The sequence below is a fragment of the Streptomyces sp. YKOK-I1 genome (genome assembly GCF_054660435.1).
On the sequence record NZ_BAAGDR010000001.1, the window covers coordinates 4,651,288 to 4,674,319 of the forward strand.

At 72.1% G+C, this 23,032-nt stretch carries 25 protein-coding genes; 9 read left to right on the top strand and 16 right to left on the bottom strand.

The features are described 5' to 3' along the window. Positions 1-179 precede the first annotated feature (179 nt). Positions 180-3,155: an AfsR/SARP family transcriptional regulator gene (locus ACYQ8Q_RS20325; RefSeq protein WP_460066777.1), complete on the top strand. Its 2,976-nt coding sequence runs from the start codon at positions 180-182 to the stop codon at positions 3,153-3,155. A gap of 208 nt (positions 3,156-3,363) precedes the next feature. Beyond that, positions 3,364-3,570, top strand: a complete 207-nt coding sequence (locus ACYQ8Q_RS20330) for a hypothetical protein (RefSeq protein ID WP_460066779.1) — start codon at positions 3,364-3,366, stop codon at positions 3,568-3,570. A 141-nt stretch (positions 3,571-3,711) separates the two neighbouring features. Here the strand turns inward: ACYQ8Q_RS20330 and ACYQ8Q_RS20335 are convergent, their stop codons facing one another. From ACYQ8Q_RS20335 to ACYQ8Q_RS20350, 4 genes are all read right to left on the bottom strand, one after another. Next, a complete protein-coding gene (locus tag ACYQ8Q_RS20335) occupies positions 3,712-3,930 on the bottom strand; it encodes a hypothetical protein (RefSeq protein WP_460066782.1) in 219 nt (72 codons plus the stop codon). Beyond that, positions 3,931-4,995: a CU044_5270 family protein gene (locus ACYQ8Q_RS20340; protein ID WP_460066783.1), complete on the bottom strand. Its 1,065-nt coding sequence runs from the start codon at positions 4,993-4,995 to the stop codon at positions 3,931-3,933. Further along, complete coding sequence (locus ACYQ8Q_RS20345) at positions 4,992-5,645, bottom strand: RNA polymerase sigma factor (protein WP_460066784.1); 654 nt, start codon at positions 5,643-5,645, stop codon at positions 4,992-4,994. The genes ACYQ8Q_RS20340 and ACYQ8Q_RS20345 overlap by 4 nt, the downstream gene beginning before the upstream one ends. An 83-nt stretch (positions 5,646-5,728) precedes the next feature. After that, positions 5,729-7,318: a FadD3 family acyl-CoA ligase gene (locus ACYQ8Q_RS20350; RefSeq protein WP_460066786.1), complete on the bottom strand. Its 1,590-nt coding sequence runs from the start codon at positions 7,316-7,318 to the stop codon at positions 5,729-5,731. 116 nt (positions 7,319-7,434) lie between these two features. Here ACYQ8Q_RS20350 and ACYQ8Q_RS20355 point away from each other — a divergent pair, with 116 nt between their 5' ends. The 3 genes from ACYQ8Q_RS20355 to ACYQ8Q_RS20365 are packed head-to-tail and all read left to right on the top strand — an operon-like array spanning position 7,435 to position 9,786. After that, entirely contained in the window at positions 7,435-8,580 is a 1,146-nt protein-coding gene (locus tag ACYQ8Q_RS20355; RefSeq protein ID WP_460066788.1) for a lipid-transfer protein, read from the top strand. A 13-nt stretch (positions 8,581-8,593) separates the two neighbouring features. After that, positions 8,594-9,010: a Zn-ribbon domain-containing OB-fold protein gene (locus ACYQ8Q_RS20360; protein ID WP_460073420.1), complete on the top strand. Its 417-nt coding sequence runs from the start codon at positions 8,594-8,596 to the stop codon at positions 9,008-9,010. Between the two features lie 2 nt (positions 9,011-9,012). Continuing rightward, positions 9,013-9,786 (top strand): enoyl-CoA hydratase/isomerase family protein, encoded by a 774-nt coding sequence (locus ACYQ8Q_RS20365; RefSeq protein ID WP_460073422.1) that lies wholly within the window; start codon positions 9,013-9,015, stop codon positions 9,784-9,786. Between the two features lie 4 nt (positions 9,787-9,790). Here ACYQ8Q_RS20365 and ACYQ8Q_RS20370 read toward each other — a convergent pair whose 3' ends face one another. Then, on the bottom strand, positions 9,791-10,249 hold the full coding sequence (locus ACYQ8Q_RS20370) for a hypothetical protein (protein WP_460066790.1): 459 nt from the start codon (positions 10,247-10,249) through the stop codon (positions 9,791-9,793). A 258-nt stretch (positions 10,250-10,507) separates the two neighbouring features. Between ACYQ8Q_RS20370 and ACYQ8Q_RS20375 the strand changes: the two genes are divergently transcribed. Beyond that, on the top strand, positions 10,508-11,428 hold the full coding sequence (locus tag ACYQ8Q_RS20375) for a helix-turn-helix transcriptional regulator (protein WP_460066791.1): 921 nt from the start codon (positions 10,508-10,510) through the stop codon (positions 11,426-11,428). A 224-nt stretch (positions 11,429-11,652) separates the two neighbouring features. Here ACYQ8Q_RS20375 and ACYQ8Q_RS20380 read toward each other — a convergent pair whose 3' ends face one another. From ACYQ8Q_RS20380 to ACYQ8Q_RS20390, 3 genes are all read right to left on the bottom strand, one after another. Continuing rightward, positions 11,653-12,495: a hypothetical protein gene (locus tag ACYQ8Q_RS20380; protein WP_460066792.1), complete on the bottom strand. Its 843-nt coding sequence runs from the start codon at positions 12,493-12,495 to the stop codon at positions 11,653-11,655. Between the two features lie 251 nt (positions 12,496-12,746). Beyond that, positions 12,747-12,872, bottom strand: a complete 126-nt coding sequence (locus ACYQ8Q_RS20385) for a DUF397 domain-containing protein (protein ID WP_460066793.1) — start codon at positions 12,870-12,872, stop codon at positions 12,747-12,749. Next, positions 12,826-13,743: a helix-turn-helix domain-containing protein gene (locus ACYQ8Q_RS20390; protein WP_460066795.1), complete on the bottom strand. Its 918-nt coding sequence runs from the start codon at positions 13,741-13,743 to the stop codon at positions 12,826-12,828. The genes ACYQ8Q_RS20385 and ACYQ8Q_RS20390 overlap by 47 nt, the downstream gene beginning before the upstream one ends. Positions 13,744-13,899: 156 nt before the next feature. Between ACYQ8Q_RS20390 and ACYQ8Q_RS20395 the strand changes: the two genes are divergently transcribed. After that, a complete protein-coding gene (locus ACYQ8Q_RS20395) occupies positions 13,900-14,331 on the top strand; it encodes an ATP-binding protein (RefSeq protein WP_460066796.1) in 432 nt (143 codons plus the stop codon). A 19-nt stretch (positions 14,332-14,350) separates the two neighbouring features. Here ACYQ8Q_RS20395 and ACYQ8Q_RS20400 read toward each other — a convergent pair whose 3' ends face one another. From ACYQ8Q_RS20400 to ACYQ8Q_RS20420, 5 genes are all read right to left on the bottom strand, one after another. Continuing rightward, positions 14,351-14,674 (bottom strand): cytotoxic translational repressor of toxin-antitoxin stability system, encoded by a 324-nt coding sequence (locus ACYQ8Q_RS20400; RefSeq protein WP_460066797.1) that lies wholly within the window; start codon positions 14,672-14,674, stop codon positions 14,351-14,353. Positions 14,675-14,772: 98 nt separating this feature from the next. Then, positions 14,773-15,189 (bottom strand): prevent-host-death protein, encoded by a 417-nt coding sequence (locus ACYQ8Q_RS20405; protein ID WP_460066799.1) that lies wholly within the window; start codon positions 15,187-15,189, stop codon positions 14,773-14,775. A 90-nt stretch (positions 15,190-15,279) separates the two neighbouring features. Next, positions 15,280-15,789 (bottom strand): hypothetical protein, encoded by a 510-nt coding sequence (locus ACYQ8Q_RS20410; RefSeq protein ID WP_460066801.1) that lies wholly within the window; start codon positions 15,787-15,789, stop codon positions 15,280-15,282. Positions 15,790-15,942: 153 nt separating this feature from the next. Further along, a complete protein-coding gene (locus ACYQ8Q_RS20415) occupies positions 15,943-18,306 on the bottom strand; it encodes an outer membrane protein assembly factor BamB family protein (RefSeq protein ID WP_460066803.1) in 2,364 nt (787 codons plus the stop codon). Between the two features lie 215 nt (positions 18,307-18,521). Continuing rightward, complete coding sequence (locus ACYQ8Q_RS20420; RefSeq protein ID WP_460066805.1) at positions 18,522-19,268, bottom strand: VOC family protein; 747 nt, start codon at positions 19,266-19,268, stop codon at positions 18,522-18,524. Between the two features lie 133 nt (positions 19,269-19,401). Here ACYQ8Q_RS20420 and ACYQ8Q_RS20425 point away from each other — a divergent pair, with 133 nt between their 5' ends. Further along, the gene (locus ACYQ8Q_RS20425; protein ID WP_460073424.1) at positions 19,402-20,037 is read left to right on the top strand and encodes a TetR family transcriptional regulator; all 636 of its coding nucleotides are present in this window, start codon (positions 19,402-19,404) and stop codon (positions 20,035-20,037) included. Between the two features lie 81 nt (positions 20,038-20,118). Here ACYQ8Q_RS20425 and ACYQ8Q_RS20430 read toward each other — a convergent pair whose 3' ends face one another. Further along, positions 20,119-20,571 carry an Lrp/AsnC family transcriptional regulator gene (locus tag ACYQ8Q_RS20430; RefSeq protein ID WP_460066807.1) on the bottom strand — a complete coding sequence of 151 codons (453 nt, stop codon included), beginning with the start codon at positions 20,569-20,571 and terminating at the stop codon, positions 20,119-20,121. Between the two features lie 82 nt (positions 20,572-20,653). Here ACYQ8Q_RS20430 and ACYQ8Q_RS20435 point away from each other — a divergent pair, with 82 nt between their 5' ends. Then, positions 20,654-21,268: a LysE family translocator gene (locus ACYQ8Q_RS20435; RefSeq protein WP_460066809.1), complete on the top strand. Its 615-nt coding sequence runs from the start codon at positions 20,654-20,656 to the stop codon at positions 21,266-21,268. A gap of 7 nt (positions 21,269-21,275) precedes the next feature. On the opposite strand, the gene ACYQ8Q_RS20440 is transcribed toward ACYQ8Q_RS20435, so the two are convergent. Together ACYQ8Q_RS20440 and ACYQ8Q_RS20445 are read right to left on the bottom strand one after the other, a co-directional pair. Continuing rightward, a complete protein-coding gene (locus ACYQ8Q_RS20440; RefSeq protein WP_460066811.1) occupies positions 21,276-21,749 on the bottom strand; it encodes a nitroreductase family deazaflavin-dependent oxidoreductase in 474 nt (157 codons plus the stop codon). Next, positions 21,746-22,936, bottom strand: coding sequence for an acyl-CoA dehydrogenase family protein (locus ACYQ8Q_RS20445; RefSeq protein ID WP_460066814.1), 1,191 nt, complete (start codon positions 22,934-22,936; stop codon positions 21,746-21,748). The genes ACYQ8Q_RS20440 and ACYQ8Q_RS20445 overlap by 4 nt, the downstream gene beginning before the upstream one ends. Between the last annotated feature and the right edge of the window lie 96 nt (positions 22,937-23,032).

Below are 23,032 nucleotides of genomic sequence, written 5' to 3' on the forward strand. Positions count from 1 at the left end.
TACGTCGGCTGTATCAGACGGGGTCGGAGTTGATCGACTCTGTGGAGAGGTGTGCGTCCGGATGTGCGGGCTGTGCGGACTCACGTGTACCGCCCGGAATCGACGTCCTCCGCGGCTGACGACTCCGGCACCGACAAGGCAAGATGAACCGGTACTTCGGATGTCTAAGGGGAGCCCTGATGGACCAACGCGTAGGACCCGGCGGCCCGCGCGTCCCGGAGCAGAGGCGTCCCGGCTCCCCCGGGGAACCGGCGGCGCTCCGCTTCGACGTGCTCGGCCCGGTGCGCGCACGGCGCGGCGAGGAGCACCTCAACACCGGGTCCCCGCAGCAACGGGCGCTGCTGGCCGCCCTGTTGCTGCGCGAGGGCCGTACCGCGACGGCGGGTGAGCTGATCGACGCGCTGTGGGGCGAGGAGCCTCCGTCGCAGGCGCTGGCGGCGGTACGGACGTACGCCTCGCGGCTGCGGAAGGTGCTGGACGCCGGGGTCCTGGTGAGCGAGTCCGGCGGCTACGCCGTGCGCGGCCTCGGCGAGGGCGCGCTCGACCTCGCGGTCGCGCAGGAGTGGGCGGCCCGGGCGGAGAAGGCACGCACCTCCGGCGACCTCGGCCGGGCCCGCGACGGCCTCAACCAGGTACTGGGCCTGTGGGACGGCGAGGCCCTCGCCGGGGTCCCCGGCCCGTACGCGGAGACCCAGCGGGTCCGGCTGGAGGAGTGGCGGCTGGGGCTGCTGGAGACCCGGCTGGACCTGGACCTGGAGCTGGGCTGCCACGCGGAGGCGGTCTCCGAGCTGACCGCGCTGACGGCCGCGCATCCGCTGCGCGAGCGGCTGCGGGAGCTGCTGATGCTGGCGCTGTACCGCAGCGGGCGGCAGGCGGAGGCGCTGGCCGTGTACGCGGACACCCGGCGGCTGCTGGCGGAGGAGCTGGGGGTGGACCCGCGCGCGGGGCTGCGGGAGCTCCAGCGCCGGATCCTCCAGGCGGACCCGGAGCTGGCCGAGCCGTCGGCGTCGGCCGCGGAGCCCGGGGTGGTCCGCGTCCGCCCCGCGCAACTCCCGGCGACCGTTCCCGACTTCACCGGCCGGACGTCCTTCGTGACCGAGCTGAGCGAGGTGCTGGCGGAGGCCGGTGCGGGGGAGGGCGCGGGCCGGGTGATGGCGGTGTCGGCGCTGGCGGGCATCGGGGGCGTCGGCAAGACGACGCTCGCCGTGCACGTGGCCCACCGGGCCCGCGCGGCCTTCCCCGACGGCCAGCTCTACGTCGACCTCCAGGGCGCCGGCGCCCGGGCGGCGGAGCCGGAGACCGTCCTCGGCTCCTTCCTCCGCGCCCTCGGCACGGCGGACTCGGCGATCCCGGACTCCCTGGAGGACCGCGCCGCCCTGTACCGCTCGGTGCTGGACGGCCGCCGGGTCCTGGTCCTCCTGGACAACGCGAGGGACGCGGCCCAGGTACGACCGCTGCTGCCGGGCACGGAGGGCTGCGCGACCCTGGTCACCTCCCGGGTCCGGATGGTCGACCTGGCGGGCGCGCACCTGGTCGACCTGGACGTGATGTCCCCCGACGAGGCGCTGGCGCTGTTCACCCGCATCGTCGGCGAGGAGCGCGTGGCCTCCGAACGGGACGCCGCCCTCGACGTGGTGGCGGCCTGCGGCTTCCTCCCGCTCGCGATCCGCATCGCGGCCTCCCGTCTCGCGGCCCGCCGCACCTGGACGGTCGCGGTCCTCGCGGCCAAGCTCGGGGACGAGCGGCGGCGGCTGGACGAACTCCAGGCGGGTGACCTGGCGGTGAAGGCCACCTTCGAACTCGGCTACGGCGCCCTGGAACCCACCCAGTCCCGCGCCTTCCGCCTTCTGGGCCTGGCGGACGGCCCCGACATCTCGCTGGCGGCGGCCGCGGCGGTACTGGACCTGCCGGTGGAGGTGACGGAGGATCTGCTGGAATCACTCGTGGACACCTCCCTGCTGGAGTCGGCGGCTCCCGGCCGCTACCGCTACCACGATCTGGTGCGGCTCTACGCGCGTGCTTGCGCGGAGCGGGACGAGTGGCCGCCGAGCGAGCGGGGCGCGGCTCTGTCACGGTTGCTGGACTTCTATCTTGCGACGGCGACGGGGGTCTACGCGCTGGAGCGGCCCGGGGACCGGCTGGTGGAGCATCTGGCGGCCGCCGAGTACGCGGGGCTGGCGTTCGAGGGCCGGCATCGGGCTCAGGACTGGTTGTACACGGAGGCCAACTGCCTTCTGGCCTGTGTCCGTCAGTCCGGCGGCGCCACGACGCTGAGGCGAGCGGTCGATCTCCTCTGGGCGAGCAAGGACCTGGCCGAGTCCGGGGCCAACGCGCGTCAGTACGAGGTCGCGGCACTGAGCCTGCGGGACGCCGCACGGGAGGCGCGGGACATCCGCGCCGAGGGCCGCGCGAGAACCGCCCTGACCAACGTCCACCTCGTCGCGGGCCGCTTCAAGGAGGCGGACGACGAAGCCAGGAAGGCCATGGAGCTGGCGGCGCAGGCCGACGATCCGCTGCCCGGTTGCTGCGCGCCGAACGATCGCGGCATCATCGCCATCTACGAGAACCGGCACGCCGACGGCGAGCGCCATCTCCTGCAGGCGAGCGACAACTTCCGGTCCGACGGCAACGACGTCGGCGAGGCGAGCGCTCTCTGCAACCTCTCCCGGATCCACCTGGCCACCGGCCGTACGGCCGACGCCATCGAACTCGCGCAGCGGGGCATCGACATCTACGACCGCATGGGCCTGACGCTCCGGCTGGCCAACGGCCGCTACGCGCTGGGCATGGCCCTGACCCAGGCCGGACGGCTGTCCGAGGCACTGGAGCAGCTCACCGAAGCGCTGGCGCTGTTCCACGACAACCGCCAGCCCCTGTGGGAAGGCGTCACCCACTTCCGTATCGCCGAGGCCCATCTGGCGGCACGGCGGCCGACCCTCGCCGCGAGCCACGCGGAGCAGGCGATCGCCCTGCGGGGAATCGGCGGAGAGTGGCGACGCGGTACGGTCCTCACCGTCCTGGGCCGGGCGCTGTCGGCGATGGGGCAGCAGGACAGGGCCAAGGCGTGCTGGCGGGAGGCCCTCTCCATCTACGAGCGGCTGGGCTCCTCCGAGGCCGACGAGGTGCGTTCGCTGCTGACACCGGCCGCCGTGTAGCGACCGGGCGTGGCCGTTCATCATTCGTTTATCGCGACTGGGCAGTCTCGGCTCCATCGATCCGTCGCGTCGGGGGGCAGACGGGTCGTCAAAAGGCCGCCCCCTTAGGGTGAGCGGCCGAACGTTGCCCGCCCGGCAGCACTCGGGGGAGTCGCCGGGCGGGCCGCGCCCATCCTTGTGAGCTGAGAATTTGCCGGAGTTGAGAAAAATGAGCCAGGCCGCAGAGAACGACGACGTCGTCAAGCCGCTGGACAACCACGCCTCCCTTGTGGAGGAGGGCGTCCTCGCCACCGCCCTGAAGGACGAGACGTCCGAGGACACGACGGCCGAGGAAGAGATCACCACCCTCGACAACCACGCGTCGAGCGGCACGGCGAAGCTCCTGGACAACCACGCCTCGGACGAGACGGCCTGACGAAGACCACATCCCACATGCGTCGGCCGCGGTGGCCCGGAGGGGAGCCACCGCGGCCGACGCATGTCCCGGGCCCCGGCCCTCAGCTCCTCGCCCCCCTCCCCCGCAGGTTCTCGCGGCCCTCGGCCCGCCGCACCCCGGTCACCCGGTTCCGGGCGTCGAGCTGGACCCGGTCCCCGGTGACAAGGTGACGTACGGCGCCGGGGTGCCGGAGCCGGAGTCCGCGCCGATGGCGGTGGCCGTGGGCATGGGCGTGCTCCGGATGCCGGTGCCGGAGCCGGTGGCCGCGACCGAGGCGCCCCCCATCAGGCCGGCGACCAGCAGAGCGGCCAGGGCCGCCGACGATGAACCGACGCGCATTCAGCTCGCCTGCCCGGGGACCTGCTTGTTGGCGTCGACGACCGCGCGCTCGGTGATCACGCTGGTGAACACGACGGTTCCCGGCTTGAACCCCCCGTCCTTGTCGGCCTCGACCTGGACGATGCGCTCGCCGAGGAACTCCAGGGTCTTCTCGTCGAAGATCCACTCGATGCGCTGTCCGTCGGTGTCGTTCTGCCGCGCCACCGCGATCCCGTGGCGGCCCGTGGCGTCGACCGCGTCGTCCACGGCGACGACCCCGGGGATCTTCGCCGCGGCCTTGTAGAGGGCGGCGCCCAGCTTCGCGGGCGGGTAGCTCTCGGTCAGCAGATCGCCGATGGCGACGAACGCCGCCTGGTCACGGGGGACTTCATGGTCCCGCACGGCGTCCGAGTCCTTGTAGATCCGCTTCAGCAGCGCGTCGGGGTCGGTGGGCAGCTCGGCCAGGTTGTCGTACGCCGAACTCGGCGAAACGTCGCCGGCCAGGGTGATGCCGTCCTCGCCCGTCGCGCCCGCCTCGATCAGCCAGCCGTCCTTCCCGTCGAGGGACTGCCACACCTGGCGGGAGTGCAGTTCCTCGCTGACCACGGTGGTCTTGCCGTCCTCGCTCTTCGGATAGGTGTTGGCCACCTTGGACTCGATGTAGAGGAACTGCCCCTTGTGCGGCGTGGGCTCGGAGGTGTCGGCGGCGGCCAGGGAGATCCGGTCGAGCAGCTGGGGCGCGCCCTTGGCGTCGACGGTGCCGAGCTGGGTGGTCAGCGCGGGGCCGGTGGCGAGGGCCGTCTTGCCGCCGCCTCCGCCGCCGGACAGGGCGACTCCGGCGACGACCGCCCCGGCCAGGGCGAAGGCCGCGGCGGGCAGCAGGACCACCCGGCGCAGGAAGGGGTTGGGGCGGCGGACGACGGCGGCCTTGGGGGCGGCGGTGCGGAGGTCTTCGTGGATCTGGGCCATCAGATGCTCCTTGTGGAACTGGTGACGGCCCGCCGGCAGATCCCGCTCCTCGGCGGACCGGAGGCGCTGGGCTTCCGGCCAGTCAGCCGGGTGCGGCTGGGAGGGGGTGGCGTTCATCGGTTTCCTTCCTGTGCGGACCGGATCACGTAGTCGCGATCACCTCTTGACTGCCGGATCGGAGAGGCGGGTTCCCGTTTTTTCGCGACGAGTTCGGATTTCTCCTTGCGGAGTTCGGCGTCCGCGAGCTTGCGCAGCTTCGTGCGGGCCCGGGACAGCCGGGAGCGGACCGTGCCGACCGGGATGCCGAGGGCGCGGGCGGCGTCGGTGTACTCCAGGCCCTCCCACAGGCACAGCACCAGGACCTCGCGTTCGGGGCGCTTGAGGGAGCCGAGCGCGGTGAGCGTGGCGCTGATCCGGCGCCGGTCGTCCAGCCGCCCTGCGGTCTCGTCGGCGTGGTCGGGTACCTCCGCCTGCGCGGGGCCCGCCTCGGCCGCCGCGCGGGCGGCGGCCCGGTAGCGCCGGTTGCTGCGGTAGTGGGAGCGGGCGACGTTGGTGGCGATGCCCAGCAGCCACGGCCGCAGCGAGCCCCCTTCGGCCTCGACGGAGGCATGGCGCCGCCAGGCCTCCATGAAGGTCGCCGACATGACGTCCTCGGCCACGGCCCAGTCCGCGGTGAGCCGGAAGGCGTGGTTGTACACCGTGCGGGCGCACTCGTCGAAGAGTTCCGCGAAGGCGTCCGGATCCCCGGCCCGTACCCGGGTTCGCATATCTGTGGTCACGCTTTGGACTGCCGGTGCGGATCAGCGAGTTCCCGTGACCTGCGTCACACCGGCCGCCTGAACCATCCGCGTCACACCAGCCGCCGGAGCTCCCCCTTCACCACCTTGCCGCCGGCGTTGCGGGGCAGTTCCGCGACGAACTCGACCGCCCTCGGCACCTTGTAGTTGGCCATCTCGCGCCGCGCCCAGGCGATCAGGTCCTCGCCCGTCACCACCGATCCCGCCCGCCGTACGACGTAGGCCCTGCCCACCTCGCCGAGCCGGGCGTCCGGGACGCCGATGACGGCCACGTCCGTCACATCCGGGTGCAGGCCGAGGAGTTGCTCTATCTCCGCCGGGTAGGCGTTGAAGCCGCCGACGATGAACATGTCCTTCAGCCGGTCGGTGATGCGCAGGTTGCCCGCCGGGTCCAGGACGCCGATGTCGCCCGTGCGCAGCCAGCCGTCGGGGGTCAGCACCTCCCGGGTGGCCGCCTCGTCCTCGTAGTAGCCGCGCATGACGTTGAAGCCGCGGACCAGGACCTCCCCGGGCTCTCCGGGGGGCGCGTCCACCCGTACCTCCGTGCCGGGGATCGCGCGGCCCGAGGTCGAGGCGATCACCGTGGGGTCGTCGCCCCGGCGGCACATCGTCACGATGCCGCTCGCCTCGGAGAGGCCGTACGCCGTGAGGACCGTCCCGACGCCGAGTTCGCCTCGCAGGCGTTCGACCAGTCGCAGGGGCACCACCGCCGCGCCCGTCACCACCAGCCGCAGCGCCGACAGGTCATAGGTGTCCCTGGACGCGTGGTCCAGCAGGGACTGGTGGAGCGTGGGCGGGCCGGGCAGGACCGAGACCCGCTCCGCCGCCAGGTTCGCCAGGACCGTGTCCACGTTGAAAACCGGCTGCGGGATCATCGTCGCGCCCCGCATCAGACAGGCGATCACCCCGGCCTTGTAACCGAAGGTGTGGAAGAACGGGTTGACGATCAGATAGCGGTCGCCGTGGCGCAAGCCCGCCAGGTCGCTCCACACCTCGTACGCCCGCAGGGTCTGCGCGTGGGTGATCACCGCGCCCTTGGGGCGGCCCGTCGTGCCCGAGGTGAAGACGAGGTCCGAGGGCCGGTCCCCGCGCACCGAGTCCGCCCGGGTCCGCACCTCCCCCGCGCCCACGCCCTCCCCGCTCGCCAGGAAGTCCTTCCAGGTGCGGAAGTCGGCGGGCGCGTCGTCCGACAGGACCACCACCTGTTCGAGCGCGGGCAGGCCCGGCAGCGGACCCCGGCCGCCCGAGGGCCCCTCCCCGGCCGCCCGGCGCAGCGAGGCCACGTACGAGGTCCCCAGGAAGGTCCCCGGCACGAACAGCAGCCGCGCCCCGCTCCTGCGAAGCACGTCCGCCGCCTCCGCGCCCTTGAACCGGGTGTTGAGCGGCACCAGCACCGCGCCCGCCGTGACCGCGCCCAGCGCCGCGACCATCCAGTCCAGGGAGTTGGGGGCCCAGATGCCGACCCGGTCGCCCGCCCGCACCCCGTTCGCCAGGCACGCCGCCGCCGCCCGCTCCACCCGGGCGCCGAGTTCGCCGTACGGGATCCGGGTCCGGCCCTCGACCACCGCCTCGGTGTCGGCGTACCGCTCGGCCGCCCGGCGCACCAGTTCGGGGATCGTGCCCCACTCCACGTCACCGCGCATGACCGGCCTCCCCATCAGCTGACTACCCGTCAGATTAGCGGTAGCCTGACGACCTGTCAGCCGCGTCGGCTGCCTCTTGTCCGCCCCCTTGTTCTCCTTGTGGAGGTGCGTGCAGCGTGACCCTCAAGGACGCCACCGCGATCGTCGGCATCGGCCAGACGCGGTTCGCCAAGCACCTCCCCGAGAGCGAGAAGACCCTCGCCTGCCGTGCCGTCCTCGCCGCGCTCGACGACGCCGGGATCGCCCCGGACGAGGTCGACGCGCTCGCCTCCTACACGATGGAGGAGACCGACGAGGTCGAGCTGGCCAAGGCGGTCGGGTTCGGGGACCTGACCTTCTTCAGCAAGGTCGGCTTCGGGGGCGGGGGTTCGTGCGCGACCGTCGCGCATCTGGCCGCCGCCATCGCCGCCGGCCAGGCCACGGTCGGCGTCGCCTGGCGCTCCCGCAAGCGCGGCAGCGGCCCCCGCCCCTGGACCAACACCGCCGTCCAGCTGCCCACCCCGGCCCAGTGGACCCGCCCCTACGGCCTGCTCCGCCCGGCCGACGAGATAGCCATGCTGGCCCGCCGCTACATGCACGAGTACGGCGCGACCAGGGACCACCTCTTCAACGTGGCCCTCGCCTGCCGCAACCGGGCCAACCAGAACCCCGCCGCGATCATGTACGACCGCCCCCTCACCCGCGAGATGTACATGACCGCCCGCTGGATCAGCGAGCCCCTGTGCCTGTACGACAACTGCCTGGAGACGGACGGGGCGCTGGCCTGCGTGATCGTCGGCCGGGAGCGGGCCCGGGACTGCCGGCAGCGGCCGGTGTACGTCCACTCCGCCGCCCAGGGTCTGCCCGCCCAGCACCACGGCATGGTCAACTACTGGAACGACGACCCGCTGACCGGCCCCGCGTGGACGGCGGCCCGCCATCTCTGGAAGCACTCCGACGTCACCCCCGCCGACGTGGACGTGGCCCAGATCTACGACGCGTTCACGGCCCTGGTCCCCCTCTCCCTGGAGGGCTACGGCTTCTGCGGCCGCGGCGAGGGCGGCGCGTTCACCGAGGGCGGCGCCCTGGAGACCGGCGGCCGGCTGCCCCTGAACACCGGCGGGGGCGGGCTCAGCGAGGCGTACGTGCATGGCTTCAACCTCATCAACGAAGGCGTCCGCCAGCTGCGCGGCACCAGCACCGCCCAGGTCCCCGACGCCGCGACCTGCCTGGTCACGGCGGGCGAGGGCGTCCCCACCTCCGCCCTCCTGCTGAGGAGCTGATCGCCCCATGCCCTTGCTGACCCCGGTCACCGACCCCGACGGCGCCCCCTTCTGGCAGTACGCCGCACAGGGCGAACTCCGCGTCCAGACCTGCGCCGACTGCGCCGAGCCCCGCTTCCCGCCCCGCCCCTGCTGCCCGCACTGCCAGTCCTTCGCGAGCGAGTGGCGGCCGACGTCCGGGCGGGGCCGTATCTGGTCGTACGTCGTCCCCCACCCGCCCCTCCTCCCCGACTACGCGGCGCAGGCGCCGTACAACGTGATCCTCGTCGAACTCACCGACACGCCCCGGATCCGCCTGGTCGGCAACCTGGTCCGCGCGGCGGGCGCCCCCCTCAACTCCCTCTCCCCCGACCGGATCCGGATCGGCGCCCGGGTGCAGGCGGTGTTCACGGCCGAGGGGCTGGTGCAGTGGACGCTGGAGCGCCCGTGAGCGTGAACGTGAAGGTGGAGGTGTCGAAGGAGACCGGGGTCGCCGTCGTCACCCTGAACCGCCCGCACAAACTGAACGCCATCGACCTGGACACGGCCCGGCGGCTCGCGCAGGTGTGGCGGGACCTGCGCTTCGACGACTCCGTCCGCGCCGTGGTCCTCACGGGGGCGGGGGGCCGGGCCTTCAGCACCGGCCTGGACCGGGACGCCGTCGTCCCGCAGCCCTCCTCCCCCTACATGCAGGACGACCCGCTCCTCACCATCGGCCCCAAGGCGAACGACCTCTGGAAGCCGGTGATCGCGGCGGTGGAGGGCATGGCCTGCGGGGGCGCCTTCTACCTCCTGGGTGAGTGCGAGTTCATCGTGGCCGGGGCGGACGCCGTCTTCTTCGACCCGCACACGACGTACGGCATGGTCAGCGCGTACGAGTCGGTGTTGATGGCGGGACGGATGCCGTACGGCGAGGCCGCCCGCATGATGCTGATGGGCACCGCCGAACGGCTCTCCGCCCGGCGGGCCCACGCCGTCGGCCTGGTCTCCGAACTCACCGACCCCGGCGAGGCACTGGGGGCCGCCACCGCCTGCGCCACGGTCATCGCCGGATACCCGACCACCGGCGTCCAGGGCACGGTACGGGCCCTGTGGTCGGCTTCGGAGGCGGCACGCGGGGCGGGCTTCGCCCAGGCGCCGCATCTCATCGCGCTGGGCAACCTGCCGGGTGAGGAGCAGGCGGCGTTGTTCGGGGGCCGGTCCATGTCACGGCCCCGGATCCGGTGAGGCGTCAGTCGATCTGCGGGGAGCCGCCCAGCTCCCATGTGTATGCGCCCTTGCCGTCGCGGTCGATGTCGTACGTGACGGTCCCGTCGGCGCTCCAGGTGAGCGCTCTGCTGTGGCTGTACCACTTCGGGCAGCTGCCGCTCCAGGAATCCGTCGTGTTGATGTTGTACCTCGCGTCGCAGACACGCGCCGCCTTGACGATGTCGCCGTCGTCAGGGTCGTGCTGTTCGACCCGGACCTGGATGTCGAACTGGTCGAACTTCCGGTTGTCGTCGAGATCAGTGCCACCGCTTCCCGACCACTTGTAGTAGGCGGTGGCCTCGTACCCGCCCTCCGAGTAGTACTCGATGCACAGTTTGATCCAGACTTTCACGTCGCTCCCCGGGGTGGAGAAGGACTTCTCCTGGTACAGGGTGCAGGCGTAGTCCACTGCGTAGGCGGGACCGACCGTCAACGCGCTCATACCTCCGAAGGCAAGCAGAAACGCGGCCGATGCTGTCGCCGCACGCCGGACCTTGACCATCATGCGCATGCCTTTCCGTGGTTGCCTCTTCTTCTGCTGGGCCGTTCGGATCCAGCCTCTCGGGTCGTCCGGGCACCTGGGAGGGGTCCAACTGGCCCCTGGCTCAAGCCGTTTCACTGTGAAGCCGCTCTCAACCTGCCCCTCCGTACAGGTGACCTGTCTAGGATTCCGGCCACGTGAATCCGGCCAGGAGAGGCTATGAACAGACGCACCGAACTCCGCGCCTTCCTCCAGTCCAGACGCGCCCGGCTGAGCCCGGCCGAAGCGGGCGTGCCGACGTTCGGAGGCGTTCGCCGGGTACGGGGATTACGACGCGAGGAACTGGCACAACTGGCCGGGATCGGAATCGACTACTACATACGGCTGGAACAGGGGCGGAACGACAAGGTCTCCGCCTCCGTGCTCGACGCGGTCGCCCGCGCGCTGCGGCTGGACGAGTTGGAGCGGGTCCATCTGCACAATCTCGCCCATCCCGACCGGAGCCGGCCACCCGCCGCCGAGCGGGTCTCTCAGGGTACGCAGTGGCTGCTGGACAACATGCCGGACACCGCCGTGTTCGCCCTGGGGCGCCGGACCCAGGTGCTGGCGTGGAACCGCCCCGCCTCGAAGATCTTCCTCGATTTCGACCCCGTTCCGGAGCGCAACCTGGCCCTTCTCACGTACGGGCAGCCCGCCATCCGGAAACTGGTGCTCGACTGGCCGGTCATGGCACGGAACGTCGTCGCCTGGCTGCGTCTGGAAGTGGGCCGCCATCCCGAGGACGAGGAGACCAACGCGTTCATCGCGGAACTGGCGGCGATGTACCCCGACTTCCAGCGGCTGTGGCGCGAACAGAACGTCGTCGACCCCATGCACGGCACCTACCGCCTCCAGCACCCGCTGCTCGGTCCTCTCACCTCCACCTGGCGGACGCTGCTCCTTCCCGAGGATCCGGACCAGATGCTCATCGTCTATGCCATCGAGCCGGATCCGCCCGGCACGGAGGGAGGAGAATCCGACAGCGACACCTGGCGCATACCGACGGATCACGGACCGGTCCTGCCGGGGTGCTGCCCGACCCACGACATCGCCGCCTTCATCGTGCGGGGGCGGGCGGCGTCACGGGCTCGGGTCCGGTGAGGGGCTTCTGGGCGAATAATCGAGTGCGATGAGCGCGACGACGATCGATCTCGAAGACGGGCACGCCGACCGCCACGAGTGGGCAGCACTCGTGCCCAGCACTTCCGCGCCGCCCAGCAGTGGGACCACGACGGCTGGCTGCGACACCGTACCGAGGACAAGGCGCGGCCGGTCCGATCCACCTGATGCCCTGCGGCCGGACCGCACACCCGCCCGCAGGCAGCTCAGCAGGCCACACGGAGACGATCCCCCGATTCCCTGATTCGGCAATCCCGGCACTGGCCGGGGCCCGTTGCGCGGAAGGCGCGCTCGCAGCCGTCGCATGTCTGGAAGGGGAGCCTGGTCGGGCGCTCCGGGGCGGCGGGGGCCGGGAGTGGGGGCGGTGCGGGCAGCGGGGTCTCGCGGAGGCGGAAGGCGAGGATGCCGACCGGGCGGGTGAGGAAGGTGTCGGGGAGGCGTGTGGTCAGCATCGCGGTGATCTGGGAAGGCGCGACACCGGCGGCCAGCCACTGGTCGACGGCCGGTGCCAGGCTGACCGCCTCCCGTTCGGAGAGCACCAGGCGGGGGTCGACGCGGCGGAGCGAGGCCAGGACGGCGACTGCCTGTGAGGCGGGGGCCGGGAGCGACGCCGGTTCCTCCGCCTGCTCCTGGGAAGGTGTGGTCGTGACCGTGCGCGGTTTCCTCGGGCGGGGCGGAGTCGGCGGGCCGTCCGGGTCGGCGGCGGGGACGTCGTAGAAGTACGTGCGGGTGCGGATGTGGCCGGAGGGCGTGCGCTCGCGGCGGCGTTCCAAGTAGCCAGCTTCTTCGAGGTCCCTGAGCGCTCGCGAGATGAGGATCTCGCCCTCACTGAAGTGGTCACACAGGGCCGTGATGGTCACGGAGGTGCCGTCGGGGAGGGAGGAGATGTACGCCGCGACGCCGATCGTGACCGCGCTGCCGCGCCGCTGGGCGAGGGCGTTGGAGATCACCGTGAAGTCGGACGTGAGGCGGGTGCGGACGTGGATCACGCCGGAGGCCGGAGGTCCGGCGGTGGTGCGCGAGGGCGCGTTAGACTGCGATTCAGCCATCGGGAAGGTGCTACTTCCTGAGCGGTGAGGCCCTCGTTCGGGATGCCACTCCCGACCGGGGGCCGTATGTGTCTGTGGTGGTCGCGGCGAACCTAACCGTCCGAAACCCGCGCCTGCAAGCCGGTCACCCGGACGAGTGACGCGGGCTTCGCTGCCGGGGAGGGTGGGTGGGCGGGAGTTCTTTCCCCCGGTTCTTTCAGGAGGTCAGCGACCCGCCGGACCCTCGCGGACAAGGGTCCGGTGAGGTGGCGTCAGGACTTCAAGTCGCCTATGAAGGCGGCCCAGGAGGCGGCTTCGAAGTACAGGGCCGGGGCGTGGGGGGTCTTGCTGTCACGGACGGGGACCACGGCTGCCGGGAAGGCGTCGGCCACCTCCACGCAGTCGCCCCCTTCCTGGTTGCTGTAGCTGCTCTTGCGCCAGGCGACGCCGTTCAGATCGGGACGGGACGTTCGCTCCACGGTGGTTGTCCTCCATCACGGATCGGATCATGTCGAGTGACATGAGCGGGGGCAGAGCTGCCGCCCGCAGCCGATCGTAGGTCAGCGTGAAGCGCCTGACCTCGTCCGGATCCTCGATGAGTTGGCCATAGTGGGCGCCTTCCGTGTAGGCGATCTCCGTGCCGTCCGGCATGGTCAGGACCGTCAGGGAGCCGCCCATGACTTCGTGCTCGCCCTGGTCGAACGGCAGTACCTGCACGGTGATGTGAGGCTCCGTCGCGGTCCTGAGCAGTCGTGTCAACTGCTCGCGCATCACCGGCCGGCCGCCGACCGGGCGCCGGAGCACCGCCTCATCGAGGACCACCCACAGTTCGGGGCGGTCGGGTGCAGCGAGCCGCTCCTGTCGTCCCGTACGAAGGGCGACCCGTTCCTCCAACTGCTCTTCGCTGCCAAGCGTTCGACCGACTCTCAGTACCGCCCGCGCATAGTCCTCCGTCTGCAACAGACCCGGCACCAGATGCGCCGCGTACTGCCTGATGGCCACCGCTCGCGCCGAATACTCCATGAACCTCCGCGACCAGTCCGGAAACGCCTCCCGGTACACGTACGGCCACAACTCCACCAGCAACTCGTCCGCGCCGAGCGCCGCGTCCAGCGCACGCGCCAGTTCCCGCGTCGGCTTCGCGCCGGACGCCCGCTCGATCTGGGTGATCCGGGTGCTCACCACGTGCGTCCGGTCGCCGAGTTCGGCCTGGGTCAGGCCCGCCGCCGTACGGAGTCTGCGCACCCGTGCGCCGAACAGGGCCGCCATCGACGCACTGGGGTCAATTCCGTTGGCCAAGGCGTCACTTCCGTTCCTTACGGGAGGAAAAGTAAGGCTCTGTCACCTGTCGAGCGTAGGGCGACCGGACGACTCTTGGACACGGAACGTGATGACTCGTGTACGACAGACAGGAGCGGACCAGCCGTGCTGACAGGAACGACCGCATTCACCGGGCAGTTCGTCTCCTCGCCGCGAGGGGCGCGGCTCGCCCGGCGGCTCGCCGTCCGGCGTATGGAGGAGTGGGGGTACGCGCCGGAGTCTGAGGTGTCGTGCGCGGTCGCCCTGGTGGTCGCCGAGCTGGCCGCGAACGCCGTGCGGCACGGGCGGGTCCCGGGGCGGGACTTCGGCCTCCGGCTCGCCATGGACCCGGCAGCGGGCCTGGTGCGGGTCGAGGTCGCGGACGCCGCCTCCGGGAGGCGGCTGCCCGCGGTCGCGCCGTCGCCCTGCCCGGAGGGCGAGTCCGGGCGGGGACTGCTGCTGGTGGAGGCCCTGGCCGTGCGCTGGGGGTCGGCGGACCGGCATCCCCTGGGCAAGACGGTGTGGGCGGAGGTGCCTGTCAGGGCATCGGCTCAGTGAAGAGCGGGACGGCGGAGGCTCAGCTCCCGTCCGTCCAGTACTCCTGGAGTCTCGCGACCGCCTCGTCCTTGGTCATCCCCGCCACCATGTCCTCACCAACGCCCACCCGATGGATCAGCAGATGCACCAGGTCGGCGGGAAGCGCCTCGCGGGGCGGCTCGGGAGCGCCTCGGTCGGGCAGCTCGCCCCGCTGTACGCAGGACCAGAAATCGTCCTCGGTGACGTCCAGTTGGTCGCGCAGGACATGTCCCCACATCGCGGCTCCGTACACGGTGCGGTCCACGGGGTGCGAGATCCTGGTACGCAGGATCCGGCCGTCGTGCAGGGTGAGTTCGTAGGTCACGTGGTGAGTACCAGTGCGCCCTCGTGCGTCACGAACGCGCTCCCACTTCTCGGTGCGGCAGAAACGGTCATGGTTCTCGCGGTCGGCCTGGGCCCAGGTCACCTCGGAGCACCCACCAGCCAGTCGTGCAGCTGTCCGTCGTCGCTGAGGGCGATCAACTGCACCAGGCCCCAGTTGTCCGCGTGGTTGGGCGCGGTCCGCAGCCGGTCCTGCCAGTCCTCGGCGTACTCGCGCAGGACCTGGACCATCTCCCCTATGGCTTCGTCGAAGGTGGCCCCGTCGGCGGCCAGCGGCAGGCCGGGCAGGAAGACGGACCAGCCGTTCGCCTCGGCGACCACCTCTGCCTTCGACGGGCACACCAGCGACAGATAGTGGCGCAGCCGCTCCACGTCCACGACCGCCGAGCGGCCCGACTCGCGGCGCACGGTCGCCACGCGCCCCTCGTCGGCCGCGTCGAGGAGGTCCTTCAGGTGCGCGCGCGCCTGGGTGTAGCTCTCGTAGTGGACCGCGGCCATGGCCTGCCTCCTCACTCGTCCCGACCTGTCCAGGGTGCACTCGGCCACCAGGTACGTCAAGTACGTGAGGTACGCGACGTACGCGCGGGCTCAGCTCACCGGCGCGTACGCCTCCGGCTCGCAGTGGTCGACCTTCGCCGCGACCGATGCGCTGGACATGGCCACCTGGACCGTCGTGGTGTCGTCCCCGGCGACGTACGCGTCCGCTGTGCGCTCCTCCAGCTCTTGGGAGTCGGCGTCGAAGAAGCGGACGGTGACGGTGAAGTGGTCGCCGGTGGAGTTCGGGTTGGTGAGCCGGACCGTCGCGTACGGGTCGGACTCCGTCGCGCAGATCAGCAGGTCGACCACGGCGTCCTGCCCGGTCGTCGAGGAGGAGCCGCCGGACGACGAGCCACCGGACGACGACCCGTCATGGTCCTGGCTGGAGCTGCTGCACCCGCCGCCCCCGCCGCTGCTGTCGCTGTCGCTGCTGCCGCTCCGGTGCTTGCCGCTGCTCTTGCCGATGCCGTGGTGGCTGCCCGTGGAGAAGCCCGTCAGGGCCAGCACCACCAGAGCTGAGACCGCCGCGAACCTGAGCTTTCCGTGCCCCCGTGTGTTCATACCGTCAGCCTAGACAAGTGCTGTCACGGGCATGCCACTACCTGGCGACCCGGCGGCACCCGGCGTAGCGTCTGGCGTGGCGGCCGCCGTGCGGACCCTTCCGTGAAGCCCGAGCCCGGTGCGACGGCCGTCCCGGAACGGGACAACACCGCGTCAGACCGTGCGCGCCGTGCCCGTCCCCTTCTCCGCGTCCAGCGCGTACACACAGCGGTCCTTGCTGCACGCGTACACCACACCGTCCCGGACCACCGGGGAGCCGGTGATCTCGCCGCCGGTGGCCAGCTTCCAGCGCAGGCGGCCGTCGTCGGCCTTGAGGGTGTAGAGGAGGTGGTCCGTGGAGCCGAAGTGGATACGGCCCGCCTCGACCGCCGGGGAGCCCACGATGTCGCCACCCGCCTGGAAGCGCCACTTGGGCGTGCCGGTGACCGCGTCCAGGGTGTAGAGGCCCTTGCCGCTGCCCACGTGGACATGGCCGGCCGCCACCAGGACCGGGTCGACGGAGGAACGGGACTCCGTCGCGATGCGCCAGCGGTCGCGGCCGTCGGCGGCGTCGAGGGCGTAGACCGTGCCGAGGTAGTCGGCCAGGTAGACGCCACCGCCGGTGACCGCGGGGCCGGGGACGAAGGCGGGCGGGGAGAGGAAGACCGCCGGGGCCTCGAAGTGCCAGCGCACCATGCCGCTCGCCACGTCGACGGCGATGACGCGGGTGCCGGCCGAGAGGTAGACATGGCCGTCGGGCGCGGGGGTGACGCGGACCGGTACGCCGCCGCAGGAGGCCGCGTCGCCGATGGGGTACGACCAGCGCTCGTCACCCGTACGGGCGTCCAGGGCCCTGAGCCGGGCTTCCTGCCAGACGAAGACCGTGCCGTCGTGCAGGGCGGGGCCCGCCTCGGGCGACTCGAAGTCGCTCTGGCAGCCGGTGATCTCCCAGAGCTTCTGCCCGGTGGAGGCCTCCCAGGCCTGGACCCCGCCGCCGCGGGTGGCGGTGACGACCGTGCCGCGCTCGGCTCTGAGGCAGTAGACCCAGGCCTCCGTCTGGAGCCGCCACAGGTCCTGGCCCTCGCGGGCCTCCAGGGCGAACAGGGTGGGGCCGTCGGAGGCGTGGACACGGCCGTCCGCGACCGCCATGGACCAGGCCACGTCCCGGGTCTTGAAGCGGCGCCGGCCGGTCGCCACGTCCAGCGCGTGCACCTCGAAGGAGGTGACGTAGACGAGGTCGCCGGAGACGGCCGGGGTGCCCCACACGTCGTTCGACATCCGGAACCGCCAGGGGCGCCAGCCCGCCGGGTGGCCGTCGGGGGCCGCCGTGGTCTGCGGGGCCGTGAGGGCGGTGTCCGCGCCCGCGCCCAGGGCGGGGCGGATCCGGGTCCAGTTGGCGACCAGGCCGGGCTCGGGCAGCGGCGCCTTGACGGCGGCGGTGGCGCGGACGTCGGCGACGCGCGGGCCGGGGCCGATCGGCACGGCCGCGCCGGCCAGGCGCACCGGGCCGGGGTCGGGTGCGCCGACGACGGCGGGCACCGGGCCGGGGCCCAGGGCGGGCGCGGGCACCACGGGGTCGTGGGCGGGCGGCGGCGGCAGCGCCGGGAGGCGCGGGCTCACCGGCGCCGGTTTGGGGGCGGGACGGCCGCCGCGGCGGGTCTCGATGAGGGTGACCGCCTTCTCGGGCAGCCACGCCGACGCCGTACCGCTGTCGTCGGAGCCGGAGCCGAACAGGTGCGGGGCGAGCTGCGCCTGGAGGTCGGCCGGGTTGGGGCGGGCCGTGGCGTCCATCTGCATACAGGACTCGATGAGCGGGCGCAGCTCGTCCGGGAGGCCTTCGAGGTCCGGGCCCTCGCGCAGCAGCATGAAGACCGTCTCGACCGGGTTGGCGCCGTGGAAGGGCGGGTGGCCGGTGGCGGCGAAGACGAGCATCGAGCCGAGGGAGAAGACATCGCTGGCGCCGGTGACGCTGCGGGAGTCCTTGGCCTGCTCGGGGGACATGTAGGCGGGGGTGCCGACGGCGACGTTCGTCATCGTCAAACGGGTATTCGATACGCCGGAGGCGATACCGAAGTCGATCACCCGGGGGCCGTCCTCGACGACGAGGACGTTGGAGGGCTTCAGGTCACGGTGGACCAGCCCGGCGCCGTGGATCGACTGGAGCGCCTCGGCGACGCCCGCCGCCAGCCAGCGCACGGCCTGGGCCGGCATCGGCCCGCAGTCGTTCACTATCTCCTCGAGGGAGGGCGCGGGGACGTAGGCCGTGGCGAGCCAGGGCACCGCGGCGCGCGGGTCGGCGTCGACCACGGCGGCCGTGTAGAAGCCGGAGACCGCCCGGGCCGCCTCCACCTCACGCGTGAAGCGCACGCGGAAGAGCTGGTCCTCGGCGAGCTCCGTCCGGACCGTCTTGATCGCCACGCGCCGGCCCGACGCGGAGCGCGCCAGATAGACCAGCCCCATGCCGCCGGCCCCCAGCCGTCCCAGCACCTCGAACGGCCCGATCCGCCGCGGATCGTGCTGCGTCAGCTGATCCACCACTTGCCTGCCACCTCCCCGTACGGGCCACGTCACCCACTATGTGTACGCGACCGAAGTGCAGCGTCTCACCACCGCACCGCCATGGCGGCACGCACCCCAGATTCTTCCTGGCCGGGCGGCTGGTTGCGAACCCGGGGGCGATCGGGGTGTCTCATCTCATATACGGGCGAAACAGCATGCGGGACGGTGCGTGAGCGGGTACTCCGGTACGTGGTTCAACGCTGAAGCAGCGCGAACGACGCACCTTGATTGTCCGTGACGACCGCCACGATTCCGTACGAAGCCGTGAACGGGCCCGCCTGGACCCGCCCGCCGAGCCGGCTCACGGTGCCCAGCGCCGCCTCGCAGTCCCGGACCCCGAAGTGGACCAGGAAGTGCGGCGGCATGACCTCCGGGAAGACGTCCGTGACCGGCACCCGGCCGAAGTCGGGCGCGGCACCGGGCCCGAAGAGGGCCTCGTGGAAGAGATGGCCGTAGAAGGTGTTCGCGATCTCGGTGTCCCGGGCGTAGAGCTGCGCCCAGGCGAAGGCGCCGGGGATGTGCCGGACGCCGAATCCGGGGTGGGCGACCGGCTGCCAGAGGCCGAAGACGGCGCCCTCGGGGTCGGCGGCGAGCGCGGCGAAGCCCTGGCCGTCCACCGGGAACGGGGGCATCACCACCTGTCCGCCCGCCGTCCGGATCCGCCGGACGGTGGCCTGGGCGTCGGGGGTGGAGAAGTACACCGTCCAGACGGTGGGCATCCGGCCGTCCGTCTTGTGGGCCAGCGCGGCGACCGGCCGGCCGTCCAGCAGGGCCCACACGGAGCCGCCGGACACCTCCTGGAAGGTCCATCCGAAGAGCTCGCCGTAGAACCGCCTGCCCGCGTCCACGTCCGGAAGCTGCGCGTCCACCCAGCACGGGATGCCCTCGGGGACCGCCCCGGCGCCACCCTCTGTGTTCACCGATGCCCTGTTTTCGGCCATGCAGCCAAACTAACGGCGGTGCACGCAACGCGCAGACCAGCGCACCCTTCCTCCGGGCCCCTCGCACCCCATTTGCAGTCGGCCGAATCGCGCTCCGATCACCCCTCGGTAAGCTGACGGCATGACAGGACAAGTGCGTACCGTCGACGGCCGCGTGGCCGGCCGGCGCGGGCAGGCGACGCGGCAGAAGCTGCTGGACTGCCTCAGCGAGATGCTCAGCTCCTCTCCGTACCGGGACGTCAAGGTCATCGACGTGGCCCGGAAGGCGGGCACTTCGCCCGCGACCTTCTACCAGTACTTCCCGGACGTCGAGGGCGCCGTCCTGGAGATCGCCGATCAAATGGCCGCCGAGGGCGCCGGGTTGACCGAGCTGCTGGAGGGCCGCTCGTGGGTCGGCAAGGCGGGCTGGCAGACGGCGCAGGAACTCGTCGACGGGTTCCTGGAGTTCTGGAAGAAGAACGACGCGATCCTGCGGGTCGTCGATCTCGGCGCGGCCGAGGGCGACAAGCGGTTCTACAAGCTGCGGATGAAGATCCTCAATTCGGTGAACAACTCCCTCTCGGACGCCGTCGCCGAGCTCCAGTCCAAGGGCCGGGTCGACCAGGACGTGAACCCGGCCGCGGTCGCCGGTTCGCTGGTCGCGATGCTCGCGGCGGTCGCCTCGCATCAGAAGGGCTTCCAGTCCTGGGGCGTCAAGCAGGCCGAACTGAAGCCGAACCTGGCACTGTTGGTCCACCTGGGCATCACCGGCAAGAAGCCGACGAAGTAGTTCCGGCCATCCCGGCGAGGCCATTGACCAAGTCCTGTCTGACGGGCGGTGGTTCCACAGGGTGGAGCACCGCCCGTGCCGCTACGCGGGCAGCGGCCGGTCCTTGACCACGTGCTTCATCACCAGCGTGGACGTCAGCCGCTGCACCCCCGGCAGGGTCGCGAGCCGCTCGTCGTAGAGCCGCTGGAAGGCCGCGAGGTCGGCGGTCGCCACCCGCAGCAGATAGTCGGGCTCCCCGAAGAGCCGCTGGGCGTCCAGGACGTGTGCCAGCTCACCCACCGCCCGCTCGAACTCGGCGACCGTGTCCCGGTCCTCCTGTCGCATGGACACGAAGACCAGCGCCTCGAAGGTGAGCCCGACGGCAGCCGGCTCCACCACCGCCCGGTAGCCGCTGATCGCCCCGGACCGCTCCAGCTCCCGCAGCCGCCGATGGCAGGGCGAGACGCTCAGCCGCACCCGCGCGGCCAGCTCGGTCACGGTCAGCCGCCCGTCCTGCTGAAGCTCGGCAAGAATCTTCCGGTCCACGTCGTCCATGGGGCAGATCTTCCCCCATTCTGCCGCGTTCCGGGAAAAGAACGGGAACACTTTCGGCCGGATCACGCCTAATGTCCCCGACATGGACACGGGAACGCTGATTTCTTTCCTCGCGCTGGACCTGCTGCTGGTCTGTGTGCCGGGCGCCGACTGGGCGTATGTGATCTCCGCCGGGCTGCGCGGCCGTTCGGTGGGCGCGGCGGTGGGCGGCCTGGTGAGCGGCTACGCCCTGCACACGGCGCTGGCGACGGCGGGCCTGGCCGTCCTGGTCGCGGGCTCGCCCGCCCTGCTCACCGCGCTCACGGTGGCGGGGGCGGGGTATCTGGTGCGGCTGGGGTGGGGGGTGCTGCGCCGGCCGGGCGTGCCGGAGGAGGGCGAGCAGCCGGTGGTCGAGGGCCGGGTCTTCCTGCGGGGCGCGATGATCAGCGGCCTGAACCCCAAGGGCCTGCTGCTGTATCTGTCGATCCTGCCGCAGTTCCTGGTGACCGGGGGCGGCGCGCGCCTGCCGGTGGCCGCGCAGACCGCCGTCCTCGGTCTGCTGCACATGGCGTGCTGCGCCACCGTCTACCTCGCGGTCGGCGTGCTGGCCCGCGCGGTGCTGGGCGCCCGCCCGGCGGCGGCCCGTGCGGTCACCCGGACCTCGGGGGCGGCGATGCTGGGAATCGGCGCGTTCCTGCTGGTCCAGCACGCCTTCTGATCGTGTTCTACGCCTTGGGCACCAGCCGGAACACCCGGATCTCCCGCTCCACCCTCGCCTGGTAGGTCGCGTACGGCGGCCAGAACGCGAGCAGGTCCTTCCAGACCGCCGCCCGTTCCTCCCCCGTCAGCAGCTGGGCGGTCACCGGTATGCCGGTCCCCTTCCAGCTGATCTCGGCGTCGGGGTGGGCGAGGAGGTTGGCGGTCCAGGCGGGGTGGCCGGTGCGGCCGAAGTTGGAGCCGACGAGGATCCAGGTGCGGCCCGTGGGCTCCGGCATGCAGGCCAGGGGTGTGCGGCGCGGCTCGCCGCTGCGGGCGCCGGTCGCGGTGAGGATCACCCCGGGCAGCATCTGGGCGCTGAGCAGCACCTTTCCCCGGGTGAGCCGGTGGACGGCCCGGTCGAGGGCGGGGACGACATGGGGGGCGAACCGGGCGAAGGCCCGGGTCGAGGACACCTTCTGCACCACGCGGACGCCGATCACACCGTCACCTCCGTGCCCGTGCCCGCGAACAGTCCCGACTCCTCGGCCGCGTGGGCCCGCAGCCGGTGCACCGGACCGAACAGCAGCTCGTCGCCGGCGGCCCGCTTGAAGTACAGGTGCGCCTGGTGCTCCCAGGTGAACCCGATGCCGCCGTGCAGCTGGATCCCCTCGGCGGCGGCGAGCCGCAGCGCCTGGAGCGCCTGGGCGAGCGCGAGCCCGCCGACGCCCTCGCCGCGCCCGGTCGCCCAGGCGGCGTAGTACGCGGCGGACCGGGCCGCCTGGACCTGCACATAGACATCGGCCAGCCGGTGCTGCACCGCCTGGAACGACCCGATGGCCCGCCCGAACTGCTCGCGCTGCTTCAGGTACTCCACCGTCCGCTCCAGCGCCCGGTCGGCGGCCCCGACGGCCTCGCAGGCGAGGAAGGCGGCGGCGAACTCCCCGGCGCGGGCCAGCGGCCCGGCCACCTCCGTCGCCTCGTCCCCCAGCAACTCCGCGTCCACATGCCGCAGTTGCACCCGGGCCTGGGGCCGGGTCGGGTCCAGGGCGGTCTGCCGGGTCCGTACGGCTCCGGTGGCGTCCCCCGCCACGAGGAACAGCAGGGTCCGCGACCGTACGAACCCCCCGGTGTGGGCGGCGACGAGCAGCAGCCCGGCGCTGTGCCCGTCGAGGACCTGGGCGGCCTCGCCGTACAGCCGCCAGCCGTCCCCGGCCCGCCGGGCCTGCACCCCGCCCGCGCGTCCGCCGCCGGACCAGTCGCCGCCGCCCGGCCCGGTGAGGGCGAGCGCGGTGGTGAGGGCGGGCGCGGGGACGGCGAGGGCGGCGGTGAGGGTGCCGTCGGTGAGGCGCGGGAGCAGCCGGGCGCGCTGGGCGTCGGTGCCGAGGGCGAGGATCAGGGGCGCGGCGAGGACGGAGGTGGCGAGCAGCGGGGTGGGGGCGAGGGCCCGGCCGGTCTCCTCGGCGGCGAGCGCGAGGTCGGTGCGGGGGCAGCCGACACCGCCGTACGCCTCGGGGAGCGCGAGGCCGGGCAGGCCGAGCTGTTCGGCGAGGGTGGTCCACAGGGCGCGGTCGTGGCCGGCCGGGGTGTCGAGGGCGGCCCGCAGTTCCTCGGGGCCGCAGCGTTTGTGGAGCAGTTCCCGCAGGGTGCGGCGGATCTCGTCCTGCTCGGCGGTGAGGCGGGGGTCCATGGATTCCCTCCCGATCTGGCATGTCCCTCCGGATCTGGCACTTCCCTCCGGATCTGACGGTCCGTCATATTAGGAGGGCCGGATCGAGATGCACAG